Below are 16631 nucleotides of genomic sequence, written 5' to 3'. Positions count from 1 at the left end.
ATTAAGCCCTTGGGATCACAAGATGTTGACCAACACGAACCACGTCTGACTTCAAGTTATTAGCCTGCTTTAAACGTGAAATAGAAACGCGGTATCGCTGAGCGATAACAGACAATGACTCACCACGTTGTACTTTATGCTTTTGTGTTTGCGAGCTGTCAGAGCGTGTTTTAGCAATCAAAGTATCACTGGGCGCATTACTAGCAAAATAACGTTGCACTCCCGAATGGATGGCGCGGGCTATCTTTTCTTGATGCGCTGGGTTTCTTAGTAAACGCTCTTCTTGTGGATTAGAAATAAAACCTGTTTCCACCAGAATTGAAGGTATATCCGGCGATTTAAGTACCGCCAAACTAGCAGCTTCTGGTTTATGCTTATGTAATTTGGTGACACTGTTGAGATCTTTTAATACATCGCCAGCAATAGAATTACTTATCGCCATAGAACTATTCATCGACATATCTAAAAGGGTCATGGCTAAATATTGTTCGCTATCAGAGTTTTGAATAATTTCTCCAGCACCCCCTAATAACTCAGAGTGCTTCTCTTTTTGCTCAAGCCAACGACCAATTTCAGTATTTGCACGGCGCATAGATAATACCCAAACCGATGCGCCCTGAGGCTGAGGAGAAGTAAATGCATCTGCATGAATTGAAATCAATAAATCTGCTTTAATATTACGAGCCAGCTCAGAGCGTTTATTTGGATGAATATAATAATCACCACGTCTCGTCATCACAGCACGCATTCCTGCTGTTTGATTAATTTTGCTGGCTAAACGCGTTGCAATTTCCATCACCACACGCTTTTCGTAAGTCCCAGAGGGGCCAATTGAGCCAGGATCTTCACCACCGTGTCCAGCATCAATGGCGATCACAATATCTCTAGATGACTGATTAGCAGAACGACTGACCGTATTCACCGTTGGCGACTCGCCGTTAGAATCTTCTAAATCGACGACAAGGCGGTTGCCATAAGGAGCGGTTGGAGGCAATGTAAATAGACTGGACTTTACCGGTTTAGTTAAATCCATAACCAGACGCAATACACCTTTTTTAGGTGGAGAACTAAAGCGTATCTTTTTGATAATTTTACTATTGTTAGCTATTTTATCTAAATTAATCTTGGCGCCAGTATCTTGAATGTCGACCACTAAACGATGAGGACCGGTTAAGGTAAAGCTGTCATAATTAGGTGATTGAGTTAAATCGAACACCACTCGCGTCGATTCTGGGGCAGCCCAAATGCGCACGCTATCAAGTTGGTTGGCAGCCCAAACCACATTAGACTGCAAAAACAACAGCATGAATACTACAGAGGTAAAAAACGTATTTTTTAAAGTCATTATTATTTTATTTTATTTATAATTGCCTGCCCAGCAGGGGATAAGCCTTGTAATTCAATTTGTCTTTGAGATTCTTTATAACGCAAATGCAAATGGATGTCAGCCTCAGGGAGTAATCCATGACCATTATTAGGCCATTCAACTAGACACACACTTCTGTCAGTAAAATAATCACGGATACCCATATACTCGAGTTCTTCTGGGTCAGCTAATCGATATAGGTCAAAATGAAATACATCCATATCATTAAATTCATAGGGCTCGACCAAGGTGTATGTCGGACTTTTCACCGCGCCTTGATGACCTAAACTTTGAATAATGCCTCGACTAAACGTTGTTTTACCCGCCCCTAAATCCCCCGTAAGATAAATAGTGAGTGGCGGCTTTATCCACTGTGCAATTTGTTGTCCAAGGGCAACAGTAGCTTGTTCATTTTCAAGGGTTTTAAACAGCGATGTCATGTGTAAAGTCAGCTTCCATAAAAAAGAGATACAAGAATGCTAAATATACCAGAAGTTACCGGGGAACTCCCACTGTTATAGTGGTTATTTTTTGTTAATAAAAAAACCAGCTACTGGGAATAGCTGGCAAAATCACACTTCAGGAAGTTATATTAAATTTTCAACGCCTCGTTTAAATGTCATCCATACGGATGGTGCTATGAACTAAACGTTTTTGTTGTGTTTGTGCAACACGGACTAAGTCCATTAATGCACTTTTAATTTCATCAGTTGGGCTACTAATAGCTGTTTTTTCTAGTAACGCGATTAAGCGGTTTTCTAGGTCTAAATGCAATTCAAGCACTTCGTCTTCTTTCATATTGGCAGGGAGTGACGTTTCATTGCAACGCTTGCTAAAATCTTCAAAAGTAATGTCTTTATACCAAGTATTTAATATTCTTGATGGTGCATCTTCAATATAGCTTTCTAACGTTTCGTAAATATGTCTTTGGTGTTGTTGAAAATAAGTCAACATCATCTTAACTCGAGAGGAATCTGCATTACGATCTAAGCGCTTATATAATTTCTCCATATCGAGATGGCAATTAGCAACGTAATCAAGTAGCTCACTTAGTTGTTGGATCCGCATAAAACTCACCTCGTTTAAAGCCCTAACTTCTTAGGAAAATCTATCTTGAGTTGATTATCAAAGATTACAACAGTAAATGATTTGAAGCAGATCATGTTTTACTTCACCAATATGCGCTTACTTTAGAGATCCATGAAGAAGTGAGTACTAGATCACTTATTTGTTGATTGCAAAAAGATTTGCTCAAACACAAATGATGCAAATTTATTAAAATAATAAGGTTCAGACTGAATTAGACTCGGATTGATGGCTATTAAAAAATGTAGATCGAGCTATACGTTTCTCAATAATGGTTCGAACGGATGATCGCTTTATGACGTCTAGCTTGGCAATCAAAAGGTAGCGCATAGTCTAAAAGCGCAACTGAGCTAATGTCGCTGTAGTTATTCGTAAGATTTAGAACAAAGAAGATTTGGAGCAAATAGGATTAAGAAGGAAGTGATTTGGAGCGACGTTTCTTTATAAATAAAGAGGGGTTCGAACTGATGACCGCTTTATGACGTCTAGCTTGGCAAACAAAAAGGTAGCGTATTTTCTAAAAGCGCAACTGAGCTAATGTCGCATTTCAAACTAGGGATTTCAAACTAGGGAAGTGATTTGGAGCGACGTTTCTTTATAAATAAAAAGTGGTTCGAACTGATGACCGCTTTATGACGTCTAGCTTGGCAAACAAAAAGGTATCGCATTTTCTAAGGGCGCAACTGAGCTAATGTCGCATTTCAAACTAGGGAAGTGATTCGGAGCGACGTTTCTTTATAAATAAAGAGTGGTTCGAACTGATGACCGCTTTATGACGTCTAGCTTGGCAAACAAAAAGGTATCGCATTTTCTAAAAGCGCAACTGAGCTAATGTTGTATTTTAAACTAGGGAAGTGATTTGGAGCGACGTTTCTTTATAAATAAAGAGTGGTTCGAACTGATGACCGCTTTATGACGTCTAGCTTGGCAAACAAAAAGGTATCGCATTTTCTAAAAGCGCAACTGAGCTAATGTTGTATTTTAAACTAGGGAAGTGATTTGGAGCGACATATCAGGTTCGAACTGATGACCTATACCTTGGCAAGGTATCGCTCTACCAACTGAGCTAATGTCGCGTACTGTTTGCTTCATTGTAACAATCAACAAGGTATCGTCTTTCAACCTATGCCAACTGAGCTAATGTCGCATTACAAAATCATGTAGAAAATTGGAGCGACATATCAGGTTCGAACTGATGACCTATACCTTGGCAAGGTATCGCTCTACCAACTGAGCTAATGTCGCACATATTTCACTTTCTTTTAAAATCATATAGAAATTTGGAGCGACATATCAGGTTCGAACTGATGACCTATACCTTGGCAAGGTATCGCTCTACCAACTGAGCTAATGTCGCGTACTGTTTGCTTCATTGTTACAATCAACAAGGTATCGTCTTTCAACCTATGCCAACTGAGCTAATGTCGCGTACTTTCAAATTTCATTACAACTTTCTATGACTCAGAGTTTGGCGCTCTGTAGAAAGTTGAGGCCGCATTATAGGTAAATTTTACTATGCTGCAACCCCCTTTTTAAAAAAAATTGTTCGATTGGTTAAATTTTAAATACTTCTTTGCGATAAAACTGCATTTCAGCAATAGATTCCTTAATATCTTCTAATGCTTGGTGAGTATTTTTCTTGCTGAAGCCATTCATTGTTTCAGGACTCCAACGACGAACCAATTCTTTAACTGTGCTGACATCAATGTTGCGATAATGAAAGAACTCTTCAAGTTCCAACATGTACTTATTCAAGAAGCGACGATCTTGACCAATACTATTACCGCACATTGGCGATGCGCCTTTAGGCACGTACTGAGCTAAAAAATCAATCGTTTGTGCTATCGCATCTTGTTCAGAACATTTACTGGCACGCACACGGTCAACTAATCCAGACTCTCCGTGATGTTTTTGGTTCCAATCATCCATGCCTGCTAGTACTTCATCGGTCTGATAAATGGCTAGAACAGGGCCTTGAGCAATGATATTGAGTTCTTGGTCGGTCACTAAGGTTGCAATTTCAATGACTCGATCGACATCTGGTTCTAAGCCTGTCATTTCCAAATCAACCCAAATTAGATTATTCGCATCAACAGCCATTTATGCCGCCTTATGTTATCTGTCGCCTAAATTCAGGCATTTTTATAAAAGAGTGTGTATCATACTGTTTTTTTGACACACAAAAAAACACCTATTTAATGAAGATAAGCCAGTGAGTAAAAAGAAACCCCTAAGCCAAGGCCAATTACGCCGAATGCGAGCGAATCAAACCAAGCGATTAAAGCGCGGTGACGATGACACTCAACAAGCTGAGTTACAGGATAATCTCTTAGGCCCTGAGCAAGCTGGAGTGGTTATTTCGCGCTTTGGTCAGCATGCCGACATCGAAACGGCTGACGGTACTGTATCGCGGTGTAATATTCGCCGCGCAGTAACCAGTTTAGTTACTGGTGATAAAGTGGTGGTCCGATTAGCGACAGAAGTCCAATCTGGCTCCAGTATCGGTGGCATTGTTATCGCCGTTCACCCTCGAAAATCTTCTTTAACTCGACCAGATTTATACGACGGCGTAAAAATTATTGCCGCCAACATTGATCAAATCTTAATTGTGTCATCGGTATTGCCCAGCTTTACCACTCAAATTATTGACCGATACTTAGTGGCTTCAGAAGATACAGATATCACACCGATCATCATTCTCAATAAAATTGATTTATTGGATGACACTAATCGTGATGAAATCGAAACGGCATTAACGCGTTACCAAAATATTGGTTATCAGGTTTTCCGCGTCAGTAGTCACACCGGTGAAGGCGTTGAAGACCTTAAAGAATTACTCAATAACAGCGTCAGTGTTTTTGCTGGTCAGTCTGGTGTTGGCAAGTCTTCTTTAATCAATGCATTAATGCCTGATGCTGAATTGTTGATCGGAGATGTCTCTGGCAACTCAGGTTTAGGACAGCACACTACAACCACAGCCAAATTACTGCACTTTGTCAGCGGCGGTGATTTAATCGACTCACCTGGTGTTCGCGAATTTGCCTTGTGGCATTTGGATGCCATCAGAGTGGGCTGGTGTTTTGTTGAGTTTAGAGACTTTTTAGGATCGTGTAAGTTCCGCGATTGTAAACATGGCGACGACCCAGGTTGTGCTTTACAGCAGGCTTTAGCTGATGGAAAGATAACTCAAGACCGCTTTAGTAATTACCAACGTATTATTGCCAGTTTAGACGAGCAACGTCATGCACGACATTTTCGTGCTATTGATGAATAATACTCAATAGAATAATATTTTATGGTTCAACCAGATTAGAGAAAAGGAAAATACATTGGACTCAATTAAAATTGCTTTGCAATACATGCTACCAAAACATTTTCTGTCGCGTTTAGTGGGTAAGTTTGCTGCTGCGGAAGCAGGCGCTATCACCACGGCAGGAATTAAATGGTTTATCAAACAATACAAAATTGATATGTCTGAAGCACAGCAACCTGAGCCCGAAGCCTATAAAACGTTTAATGCATTTTTTACCCGTGCATTAAAGCCTGAACTCAGACCTATCTGCACAGAAAGTAATATGATGGCGCACCCTGTTGACGGTGCGGTAAGCCAATGTGGACCGATTGAAGCGGGCAATATTTTCCAGGCTAAAGGCCACACTTATACCTCTGAAGCATTGTTAGGTGGCAATAAGGCCGATGCTGCACGCTTTGATGGTGGGGATTTTGCCACCATTTATTTGGCCCCAAAAGATTACCATCGCCTGCATATGCCTATTACAGGTACATTATCAAAAATGACTTACGTGCCAGGTGATTTATTCTCGGTTAATCCACTTGCCGCTCAAAACGTGCCAGGACTGTTTGCCCGTAATGAACGTGTTGTAGCTATATTTGAAACCGAAGTAGGTCCACTAGCAATGGTACTAGTTGGTGCAACCATTGTTGCCAGTATTGAAACCATATGGTCTGGCACGGTAACACCGCCAGGCGGTAAGCAAGTATTTAGCTGGGACTATCCAACCACGGGTCCAGAAGCGGTCACCTTAGAAAAAGGCGCTGAAATGGGCCGCTTTAAACTAGGCAGTACTGTGGTGATGTTATTTGCCCAAGATGCTATTGAAACATTTGCAGATGGTGTTGAACCAGGTGCAACAACTCTTATGGGTCAGCCGTTCGCTAAACTCACACAGCAGTAACCAACATGACAACAACTAAACCACACTCTGGCTTAGTTGAGTTACATATAGCCGTACTGCTCTTTGGTGGTACGGCTTTATTTTCTAAACTCATTCCCCTTAGCGCACTTAACATTACCTTTTTGCGCTGTATTATCGCCGCAATAGTACTCGCTGCAATGATTAAAACGACCAAACGCCCACTTAGATTACAACGCCAACAAGATTATTGGGCGGCCTTAGCGCTAGGCACTTTAGTGTGTCTGCATTGGGTAACCTATTTTGCAGCTATGCAGTTGTCATCTGTCGCCATTGGCATGATTGCATTTTTTACTTATCCCGTCATGACGGTATTAATCGAACCATTAATCAATAAAACGCAGCTCAAACTTGTCGATGTAATATCCGGTATCGCGGTATTAGCAGGCGTAATAATGCTGATCCCTGAGGCAAATCTGAATAACGACACCACCATAGGCATTATCGTTGGCGTTATTTCAGCAGCTTTATTTACCTGCAGAAATTTGCTTCATAAACGTGTATTTTCGCAATATAGCGGTCCGCATGCTATGTTTTATCAAACACTGATAACGTTAATTCTATTGAGTCCTTGGCAAGATGTCCCTGCACAGCACATTAGCCAAACCACTTGGGGATTGATTCTGTTACTTGGCATAGTGTTCACCGCCTTACCTCATGCGTTATTTACTACAGCACTGCGTTTTTTAAGCGCTAAAACAGTGGGGTTAGTGTCGTGTTTACAACCGTTTTATGGTGCAGTGCTCGCATTATTGGTTTTAGACGAACAACTCACAACACCAACCCTTATCGGCGGAACCATTATTGTGGCAACGGCTTTATTTGAAACCCAACAAAGTCATCAAAAAAGTAGAGCATAATCATGCAAATTTGCTACCATGGCCATACTCCAACCTGAGCAAAGTATTATGTTACGTTTAGCGTGTTTATTCTTGTGTTTCCTTATAGTTAATACACTGTCGGTTTCTGTATTTGCCAATACTCCCCTAACCCTAGATAAGCGCTTGGGGCTCAATAGCCAAGCCGAAAATCAGCCGCTTGATATCACATCTCAAATTGCAGAACTGCAAAGCAGCATTGAAAAGCTGCAAATAGAACAGCAAACCTATACCAATATTGAACAATCTAACAACGAAACCAAACTATCACTAGTAGGGCAATTACGCGAAGCGCAAATAGCATTGACTCTAGATGCGGATATCGATCTTGATCAGCAAGCCTCAATGGCCTATTTTCACTTATCGGAATTAAAAGAGACTGAGTCCAGCCTTAATGATAAGTTGCGCCTAATTTCGCAACGTCAGACACTATTACCAGACTTAATAGTACAGGCACAAAATGCATTAACTCAGCATAATAAAACCCTCCAAGTCCCAATTGAGACTCCGTTAGGCCAACGTAACAAACTTCAAGCTGAACTGCTGGCGCAGCATATTGCGACCTTGCAGTCGGAACGTTTAGCTAACCCTAAGCAATTAGAGATTACCCAATTACAACAACAGCTCAATCGCTTATCGTTAAGCCAACAAGAAACCTTTATCGAGCTTATCAACAAACATAATATTGAGTATCGTCAGCAGCAAACCGCAGACACCATAGCCAACAACTTAATTGATGCTCAAGAACTGGCCGATCCATTATCTCAAGATTTAAGTAAGTTAAATCAGCACTATGCAGAGCAATTACAAAAACTTACTAGCAATATAAAATCTGCGATAGAGAAACAGCAACGCATTGAAAAACGCTATCAATCTCAAAATGCACAGCTATCAAACGTACTTGAGCAAATTACCTGGGTTAAAACTAATTCTGCATTCGGCGATCGTTTCTTGCAAATGCTGCAATCATTGCCTAAACCGCCCAATCTCGACAAATTGCAAACAGAGTTAGCTGACACACGGCTAGAGCGCTACCAATTAGAACAACAACAAGCGCTAAATAGTCAGCAACTCGATGACAGCGAAATGTTTAATGAAACCCAAGTCAAATTATTGCAATCACAGCAAGTATTGATAGAGCAGCTACTGCAAAGCTATGATCGATATTTAGCTGAATTTGCAAAATTGCGCATTGGGTATGAACAGTTAAATCAACTGCATAACACATTAAAAAACACTCTTAATGAGCATTTGTTTTGGGTACCTAACGCCCCTAGCATTGGCGCGCTATGGCTAATTGATTTGAGCCACAGTAGCGTTTGGTTGCTGCAACCGAGTCAGTGGCAGTCATTACAACAAGCGTGGTCCGAACAAAGTAATTATTGGGCTTGGTGGGGGATTTTATTATTGTGCTGTTTAATGGCACAAGACATGCTGACACCTAAGTTCAATAAAGCGATTGGGCGCTATGCCATCTTTGTCGGAAATGTGACTCAAGATAAATTCAAATACACCATAAAAACCCTAATCATCAGCTTAGTGTATGCCCTAATAAAACCCTTACCGGTGATCATGGCTGGGTTTATATTCTCGCGATCAGAGCAAAATATGGTGTATGCCGTTGGAGTGGGCATCTTAGCCATTGGTGTCTGTTATCTCATTTACCAATTCTTTTACTTATTAACCGTTGATAAAGGCATTTTGATCAGCCATTTCAGACGGCCCAAGAAAATTGTAAAACAAGCACAACAAACCATGGCTTCATTTGTCATGGTATCTGCACCATTAATCGGTTTAATGGGCTTTACCGAAGCATTAGATACTTCGTTAGTACGCAACAGTCTTGGCCGCGGTGCATTTATCGTTTTCTGTATTGTGTTATGCCTGCTGTATAAAGATATCATGTTACTTATTGGCCAATATCGTAAGAATAAGCCTAACGCCACTAATATGGAGTTGATTCAAAAAGCGGTATGGGCACTTCTAGTTGTCACGCCAATTTTTAGCGCTATCTTGGCGGGAATAGGTTACTACTTCACGGCTTTCCAGCTGCTATTACAGCTACAAATATCGGTACTGTTAGGCTTAGGTTTCTTACTAACCTATCAGCTCATTAAGCGTTGGATGTTAATCGAGCGTCGCCTAATTGCTTTTGACCGAGCCAAAGCAAAACGTGCAGAGCGACTTGCACAGCGTGAAAGAGGCGAAATGAATAATGAGCCGATAGAAACCTACGAAGAACCCGTGGTTGATTTAGAAACCATCTCTAGCCAATCGTTAGGCTTAGTCAGGTCGATCTTAATTTTGGCTTTTTTTGCCAGCTTATTAGGCATTTTGGCGCAAACGCATACTGCGGTATTCTCATTTTTAGATGGCATTACCTTATGGACCACCAATAGCAATGTAAATGGTATTGAGCAACAAGTGCCCATTACATTAAAATCGATTTTATTTGGCATCATGTTAGTCGGGTTCTCGGTCGTTATTGCGAAGAACCTACCTGGTTTACTTGAATTAATGCTTCTACAAAGGCTCGATTTATCGCCAGGCACAGGTTTTGCTATTACCACTGTGAGTAGCTACCTTGTGGTATTTTTTGGCATGCTGTTCGGGTTTTCAACTTTGGGCATGGAATGGTCAAAATTACAGTGGTTAGTTGCCGCATTATCAGTGGGCTTAGGTTTTGGTCTCCAGGAGATTTTTGCCAACTTTATTTCCGGTATTATCATTCTATTTGAAAAACCGATCCGTATTGGTGATACCGTCACCATTAGAGATCTCACTGGTACTGTCAGTAAAATCCAGATTCGAGCAACCACAATTGTCGATTGGGACCGTAAAGAAATTATCGTGCCTAACAAAGCCTTTATCACCGAGCAATTGGTCAACTGGTCTTTATCAGATCCAATTACCCGCGTTATCGTCACGGTATCTGTGTCTCGTGATTCAGATCCAACCAAAGTAGAAATGCTATTGCATCAAGCGGTGCGCGAATGTGATTTATCATTAACCAGCCCAGAACCCGAAGTGTGGTTTGCTGGTTTTGGTCAACACACACAAGATTATGAAGTACGTTCGTATGCTAAAGACATGTCTGATCGTTGGCCGCTGCGCCATAATTTACATAAGCGTATTAGTAAAAAATTGAAAGACAATAATGTTGAACTTGCCTACCCTCAGATGGAAGTTCATATTAATCATGCGCCTAAAGAATCCACAGGATTATACAAGGGCTAAGCTAAGTATTGATTAAGGACACCTATGCTCGTTTTTGCTCACCGCGGCGCCAGCGGTTATGCTCCTGAAAACACCTTAGCCGCAATGGACAAAGCGCTCGACTTGGGTGTTAATGCCATTGAACTGGATGTGCATTGCGTTGAAGGTGAATTAGTGGTGTTTCATGATCGCCGCTTAGAAGGTAAATCAACCGGAACAGGGCTAATCCATTTAACCACCAAGGCAGCATTGGCTCAATTTACGGTTGGCGGACAAGCAATCCCCACATTGTGGCAAGTACTCGAACGAGTCAGTGTTAGCAGCAAAGGCTCTTGTACTATTAACATCGAATTAAAAGGCATTGGCTGCGTACAACCGTTTATTGCCTTATATCCTCAAGCCTTAGAGCAACTTAGTTTCACCCCAGAACAACTGTTAATATCATCCTTTAACCATCCTTATTTGGCGCAGATAAAACAGTCTTTTCCGCACGCGGTGATCGCACCATTATTAGCAGGCATTCCGCTCGATCTAGCTACAATAATGACCACACTTAATGCCTATTCAATTAACCTTGATGTTGGTTTTATTAATCAAGCCATTGTTGATGATGCCCACCAGCGAGGCGGCAAAGTGTTTGTTTATACGGTTGATAACCCACAAGATATTCAAGCGTTAAAAGCGATGGGCGTGGACGGTATATTCAGTAATTACCCAGATAAAGCCATCGCTGCTGCAATGATGCCGATAACAACCGATTATAGCGCTTGGTTTGAATAATCTAGTTATCCAACGTTCGACAATGAGGTTAATGTGGCACATAAACTGTTATTACTCACCAGAGAAAACGATCAATATAGGCAACTATTAACAAAACTTTGCCTGCCGAACCTCGAAATTGTTGACGATCTGATGGTTGATGATTCTGGCCATTACACCGGCGGCAATATTAACGATGCCGATATTTGGTTAGCAGAACCTCATCTAGCGGCTTCATTATTGCCGCATGCAACAGCACCAAAATGGTTACAATCTACCTTTGCCGGTATCGATGCATTAATGCATCCATCGTTACCACATGATTATTTACTCACCAACATTCGCGGTGTATTTGGCCCGCTTATGAGTGAATATGTTTTTGGTTACCTGCTAAGCCATTATCGCCACCATAATGCGTACATTCAACAGCAACAACAGCAGCGTTGGTTACCGGGTAGTTATGGTACTTTGCAAGGAGTCAAACTATTAATATTAGGCACCGGCTCTATCGCACAGCACCTTGCAAAAACAGCCCATCATTTTGGTATGACTGTCAGCGGGCTTAATCGAAAAGGTGCTCCTGTTAGTGGCTTTGATAACATCGACACCATTGATAAATTAGCCGACTATTTGCCTCTAGCAGATGTGATTGTTAGCGTATTGCCCAATACACCTCAAACCAAGCACATATTAAATGCGGCTAATCTGTCGTTATTAAAAGCAGATGCCATGTTATTTAATATTGGCCGAGGTAACGCCATTGAATTAGATGCGTTACAAGCTGAATTAACCTTACAACCACAACGTCAAGCCATATTAGATGTATTCGAACAAGAGCCCTTACCTGCTGATCATCCACTATGGCATTACCATAACGTCACTATCACACCGCATATCGCTGCACCAAGCTTCCCTGAACAAGTAACACAAATTTTCAGCCACAACTATCAACTATGGCAACAATCTAAACCATTACAATATGTGGTCGACGTTAAACAAGGTTACTAAAGCTGCAATCAATTTAGGATTAACAGGGAAGGCTTGCGGAGATTTTGATCACTTTGGTGTATAACATCAAGCATGTACTTAATCTAATCCAGCTAGCATCTAACATTAACCACTTTCACAGCTCTCTTCACTCATCGAACTAAATTCATTTATATCAATACGTTAATTAACAACTGGTTTATGCCGGGACTAATATCGCGGTGCTGGTTTATCGGAAAAAGGTGAGCCAGATCAAACTGTATTAAAAATGATCGCTACATAAGCAAAATAGTTATTGCCAATGATAACTGTTTTCATTTAGAATTAGATTACTTTCTAGCTCAGACCATTTTTTTGAATGAAGAGGCTTTCCCTATGTTCGTTTGTCTTTGTCATGCGATTACCGACACTCAAATCAAAGCAGCTGTTAGCTTAGGTGACAGTTCGTTAGCTGATGTAAAGAAACGTCTTGGCGTTGCAGACCAATGCGGCAAATGTGCCCGCATGGCTAGTCAAATAATTCAAACACAGCTTGAGTACGAACCTAATTTCTATGAAGTTGCCTAGTCGCATTAATATATAAGTCGACTCTGCTTCCATAAAAAAATGCTGCTCATATGACATATGAGCAGCATTTTTTTATTCTACAATCCAGCATTCTTACTCGTTTATATCCAGATTATCGTCTTGCAAGCCGTCTTCTGCCAATGGTCCCATTTCGACATCAACACTGTCTACGCGTTGTAATCCTCTCGGTAACTTAGCACCACGTCGACCTCGCTCACCACGATAGTGCTCTAAATCGCTTGGTTTCAATGTTAGCTTGCGCTTACCGGCCCACAAGGTTACTGCGGTATTATGCGGCACTACATTTAAGTGCAAAAGTAACTCTTCACGATTTTTAGCGCGATCGGTTGGAATACCAATAATCTTATTGCCTTTACCTTTTGATAGCTGTGGCAATGCATCTAAGCTAAACATCAACATACGGCCTTCAGAGGTAATGGCTAACAACGATTGCTCTGCCGTTTTATTGATTAACTTTGGCTGTAGAGCTAACGCATTGGTTGGCAGACTGAGTAGTGCCTTACCGGCTTTATTGCGGCTAACCAAATCTGGGTAAGCACAAATAAAGCCATAACCAGCATCGGTTGCCAACAAGAAGAACTGTTCATCTTCGCCCATGAGTACATGTTGCATCGTCGCGCCAGGAGCCATATTAAAGCGTGTGGTAATTGGCTCGCCTTGGCTGCGCGCCGAAGGCAACGTATGACTGTCTGTGGCAAATGCACGTCCAGTCGAATCTATAAACACCGCAGCTTGGTTACTCTTGCCCATCACGCTACAAAGATAACTGTCACCAGACTTATACGATAAGCCTTCTACATCGACATCATGGCCTTTAGCACAACGTACCCAGCCTTTATCAGACAATACAACTGTGACAGACTCAGTTGGCGTTAACTCTTGCTCAGTCAGCGCTTTGGCATCTAAACGTTCAATAATTGGCGAGCGACGATTATCACCATAAGTCTCACCATCTTGGATTAATTCTTTTTTCACTAAGGTTTTCATGCGACGTTCTGAGCTTAACAATAACTCTAATTTGTCACGTTCTGCCGCAAGCTCATCTTGCTCACCTTTAATTTTAAATTCTTCAAGCTTGGCTAAATGACGTAATTTTAACTCTAAAATTGATTCAGCTTGTTTATCTGACAAGTTAAAGCGTGCCATCAACTCAGCTTTAGGTTCGTCGTTATAACGAATAATTTCAATCACTTCATCAATGTTTAAAAACGCAACCATCAACGCTTCTAAAATATGTAACCGGGCTAATACTTTATCAAGTCGATATTGCAAGCGGCGAGTGACCGTTGTAAGGCGGAACTCCAACCACTCAGTTAACAGTTGTTTCAGACCTTTTACTTTCGGACGACCGTCCAGTCCCAACACATTTAGGTTAACTCGAAAGCTTTTTTCAAGATCTGTCGTCGCAAATAAATGGGTCATTAGCTGATCACAATCAATGCGATTTGAACGAGGTACAATCACTAATCGCACTGGGTTTTCATGATCAGACTCGTCACGTAAATCAGACACCATCGGCAGCTTTTTAGCCTGCATTTGATTGGCGATTTGCTCTAAAATTTTACCGCTACTGGCTTGATGCGGTAATGACGTAATGACAATCTCGCCCTGCTCTTCACTGTAAACTGCACGCGCTCTGATTGAGCCTTTACCAGTTTCATAAATCCGCTCAATATCAGCTCTAGGAGTAATAATTTCGGCTTCTGTTGGATAATCAGGACCAGGAACAAACTCCATTAGGCGGGCTAAATCAGCTTTAGGATTATCGATTAGCTCTATACAGGTGCCTACTAATTCACGCACGTTATGCGGCGGAATATCCGTTGCCATGCCCACTGCGATACCGGTAATACCATTCAATAATATATGCGGTAATCGTGCTGGTAAGGTTACAGGCTCTTTCATGGTGCCATCAAAGTTAGGGCTCCAATCTACGGTACCCTGCCCTAATTCCGACAATAACACTTCAGAAAACTTTGATAATCTAGCTTCGGTATAACGCATTGCAGCAAATGACTTAGGGTCATCTGGCGCACCCCAGTTACCTTGGCCGTCAACCAGCGGATATCGATAGGAAAATGGCTGCGCCATTAACACCATAGCTTCGTAACACGCACTATCACCGTGCGGGTGATATTTACCTAACACGTCGCCGACAGTACGGGCTGATTTTTTGTGTTTAGATTGCGCTGATAAGCCTAATTCGCTCATTGCATAGATAATGCGGCGTTGGACAGGTTTTAGGCCATCACCAATGTGCGGTAGGGCGCGATCCATAATCACGTACATGGAATAATTTAAATAAGCCCCTTCGGTAAAGCGCCTCAGCGGCATTTGCTCTACACCATCAAGGCTTAATTCAATCGCATCACTCATTATTCGTTTCCTGTGATTGTTCGGGTGCATTATAAAACAAGCGGTAAATATTACCTTTTAGATCATCTGAAATATACATTGCACCATCAGGCGCATTAATCACATCAAATGGACGTGCTACCGGAAATTCTCCATCCAGAAAACTCACCACGGTTTCACGTTTAATAATTTTGTTATCTTCCATTTCAAGCATCACAATTTGATAACCGACTTTACTTGAACGGTTCCACGAACCGTTTTCAGCCACAAAAATCTGTTTGCGATAACGTTCAGGAAATTGCTCGCCTCGGTAAAAGCTTAATCCCGTTGCAGCAACATGGGCTGGTAATTCAAATTCGGGCAGGGTGATGTTTAAATTTTCCGGTTTATCATAGGCGGGTTCAATAACATCTTTACCGTGCAAATAAGGAAAGCCAAAATGGCTGCCTTTAACGTCTAAACGGTTTATCTCATCAGCGGGAATATTATCGCCCATCCAATCTCGGCCTAAATCAGCAAACCATAACTTGTTAGTATCGGGTGACCAATCAAAGCCAATAACACTGCGAAGCCCAGAAGCTACTTGCTCACTAGCACCGGTATCGACATTAATCGCTAATATACTGCCAAATGGCGAAGCAGCCTCGCACACATTACAAGGCGATCCGATGGCAATGTATAAACGTCCGTCGGGTCCAAAATGCATCGAACGCGAATACTTTTTGTCTAAGCTTGGTAAATTTGAATACACTTCACGCGCACGGCTAGGGCGACGCAAGCGAGACTCAATCTCTTCAAAACGGATAATGCGATCGTCTTCAGTGACGTATAATGAACCATCATGAAAGGCTAACGCTTCAGGATAATCGAGGCCTCTGGCAATAAGATAACGTTTATCAACTTGGCCATTTTGATCGCTATCAACTAGCGCATAAACAGTGCCACTTTTTTGAGAGCCTACAAAAAGAGTGCCCTCATCGCCTACAGTTAATTGCTTAATATCACCTAAATCGGAAGCATATAAACTTAATCCAAAACCTTTGGTAACGGTAATCATCACCGATTGCGCAGCAGAGGCTAAAATAGGCGTCAGGGCTAAAAACATAACCCCCATGAAGGCGAATTTACCGCCCAAATTTACGTAAGATCGTAATCTAATATATTGCATGCTAATTATCTTTT

The 16631-nt window shown here is 41.5% G+C and carries 13 protein-coding genes and 3 tRNA genes; 7 read left to right on the top strand and 9 right to left on the bottom strand.

Annotated elements, in window-relative coordinates:
* Position 1: 1 nt before the first annotated feature.
* The 7 genes from HNW13_RS20255 to orn all read right to left on the bottom strand — a co-directional run bounded on the left by HNW13_RS20255 (position 2) and on the right by orn (position 4552).
* Positions 2-1306: an N-acetylmuramoyl-L-alanine amidase gene (locus HNW13_RS20255; RefSeq protein ID WP_242445088.1), complete on the bottom strand. Its 1305-nt coding sequence runs from the start codon at positions 1304-1306 to the stop codon at positions 2-4.
* A gap of 41 nt (positions 1307-1347) precedes the next feature.
* Positions 1348-1806 (bottom strand): tRNA (adenosine(37)-N6)-threonylcarbamoyltransferase complex ATPase subunit type 1 TsaE, encoded by a 459-nt coding sequence (gene tsaE, locus HNW13_RS20250; protein WP_101085233.1) that lies wholly within the window; start codon positions 1804-1806, stop codon positions 1348-1350.
* 172 nt (positions 1807-1978) lie between these two features.
* The gene (locus HNW13_RS20245) at positions 1979-2434 is read right to left on the bottom strand and encodes a hypothetical protein (protein WP_101085232.1); all 456 of its coding nucleotides are present in this window, start codon (positions 2432-2434) and stop codon (positions 1979-1981) included.
* A 1018-nt stretch (positions 2435-3452) separates the two neighbouring features.
* Positions 3453-3528: transfer RNA gene (locus tag HNW13_RS20240), tRNA-Gly, on the bottom strand.
* A gap of 93 nt (positions 3529-3621) precedes the next feature.
* Positions 3622-3697 (bottom strand) — tRNA-Gly (locus HNW13_RS20235).
* Positions 3698-3733: 36 nt separating this feature from the next.
* Positions 3734-3809: transfer RNA gene (locus HNW13_RS20230), tRNA-Gly, on the bottom strand.
* 197 nt (positions 3810-4006) lie between these two features.
* Positions 4007-4552 carry an oligoribonuclease gene (gene orn / locus HNW13_RS20225; RefSeq protein ID WP_011638756.1) on the bottom strand — a complete coding sequence of 182 codons (546 nt, stop codon included), beginning with the start codon at positions 4550-4552 and terminating at the stop codon, positions 4007-4009.
* Between the two features lie 112 nt (positions 4553-4664).
* On the opposite strand from orn, the gene rsgA reads away from it, so the two are divergent.
* The 7 genes from rsgA (at position 4665) to HNW13_RS20190 (ending at position 13073) form a co-directional block, all read left to right on the top strand.
* A complete protein-coding gene (gene rsgA, locus HNW13_RS20220; protein ID WP_101085231.1) occupies positions 4665-5726 on the top strand; it encodes a small ribosomal subunit biogenesis GTPase RsgA in 1062 nt (353 codons plus the stop codon).
* 55 nt (positions 5727-5781) lie between these two features.
* Positions 5782-6648 (top strand): archaetidylserine decarboxylase, encoded by an 867-nt coding sequence (gene asd / locus HNW13_RS20215; RefSeq protein ID WP_192114205.1) that lies wholly within the window; start codon positions 5782-5784, stop codon positions 6646-6648.
* A 5-nt stretch (positions 6649-6653) separates the two neighbouring features.
* Complete coding sequence (locus tag HNW13_RS20210) at positions 6654-7526, top strand: DMT family transporter (protein WP_192114204.1); 873 nt, start codon at positions 6654-6656, stop codon at positions 7524-7526.
* A gap of 48 nt (positions 7527-7574) precedes the next feature.
* The gene (locus HNW13_RS20205; RefSeq protein ID WP_192114241.1) at positions 7575-10781 is read left to right on the top strand and encodes a mechanosensitive ion channel domain-containing protein; all 3207 of its coding nucleotides are present in this window, start codon (positions 7575-7577) and stop codon (positions 10779-10781) included.
* A 24-nt stretch (positions 10782-10805) separates the two neighbouring features.
* Complete coding sequence (locus HNW13_RS20200) at positions 10806-11540, top strand: glycerophosphodiester phosphodiesterase (protein ID WP_101085227.1); 735 nt, start codon at positions 10806-10808, stop codon at positions 11538-11540.
* A 33-nt stretch (positions 11541-11573) separates the two neighbouring features.
* The gene (locus HNW13_RS20195) at positions 11574-12527 is read left to right on the top strand and encodes a D-2-hydroxyacid dehydrogenase (RefSeq protein ID WP_192114203.1); all 954 of its coding nucleotides are present in this window, start codon (positions 11574-11576) and stop codon (positions 12525-12527) included.
* A 354-nt stretch (positions 12528-12881) separates the two neighbouring features.
* Positions 12882-13073, top strand: coding sequence for a bacterioferritin-associated ferredoxin (locus HNW13_RS20190; RefSeq protein ID WP_011638763.1), 192 nt, complete (start codon positions 12882-12884; stop codon positions 13071-13073).
* Between the two features lie 93 nt (positions 13074-13166).
* Here the strand turns inward: HNW13_RS20190 and parC are convergent, their stop codons facing one another.
* Both parC and HNW13_RS20180 read right to left on the bottom strand, forming a co-directional pair.
* Positions 13167-15470, bottom strand: coding sequence for a DNA topoisomerase IV subunit A (gene parC / locus HNW13_RS20185; protein ID WP_192114202.1), 2304 nt, complete (start codon positions 15468-15470; stop codon positions 13167-13169).
* A complete protein-coding gene (locus HNW13_RS20180; protein ID WP_242445087.1) occupies positions 15463-16563 on the bottom strand; it encodes a PQQ-dependent sugar dehydrogenase in 1101 nt (366 codons plus the stop codon). The genes parC and HNW13_RS20180 overlap by 8 nt, the downstream gene beginning before the upstream one ends.
* Between the last annotated feature and the right edge of the window lie 68 nt (positions 16564-16631).

The sequence above is a fragment of the Shewanella sp. BF02_Schw genome (assembly GCF_014596695.2).
In the GTDB taxonomy this organism is placed as follows: domain Bacteria; phylum Pseudomonadota; class Gammaproteobacteria; order Enterobacterales; family Shewanellaceae; genus Shewanella.
Note: the sequence above shows the minus strand (reverse complement) of the source record. Positions and strands in the feature narration are given on the sequence as shown.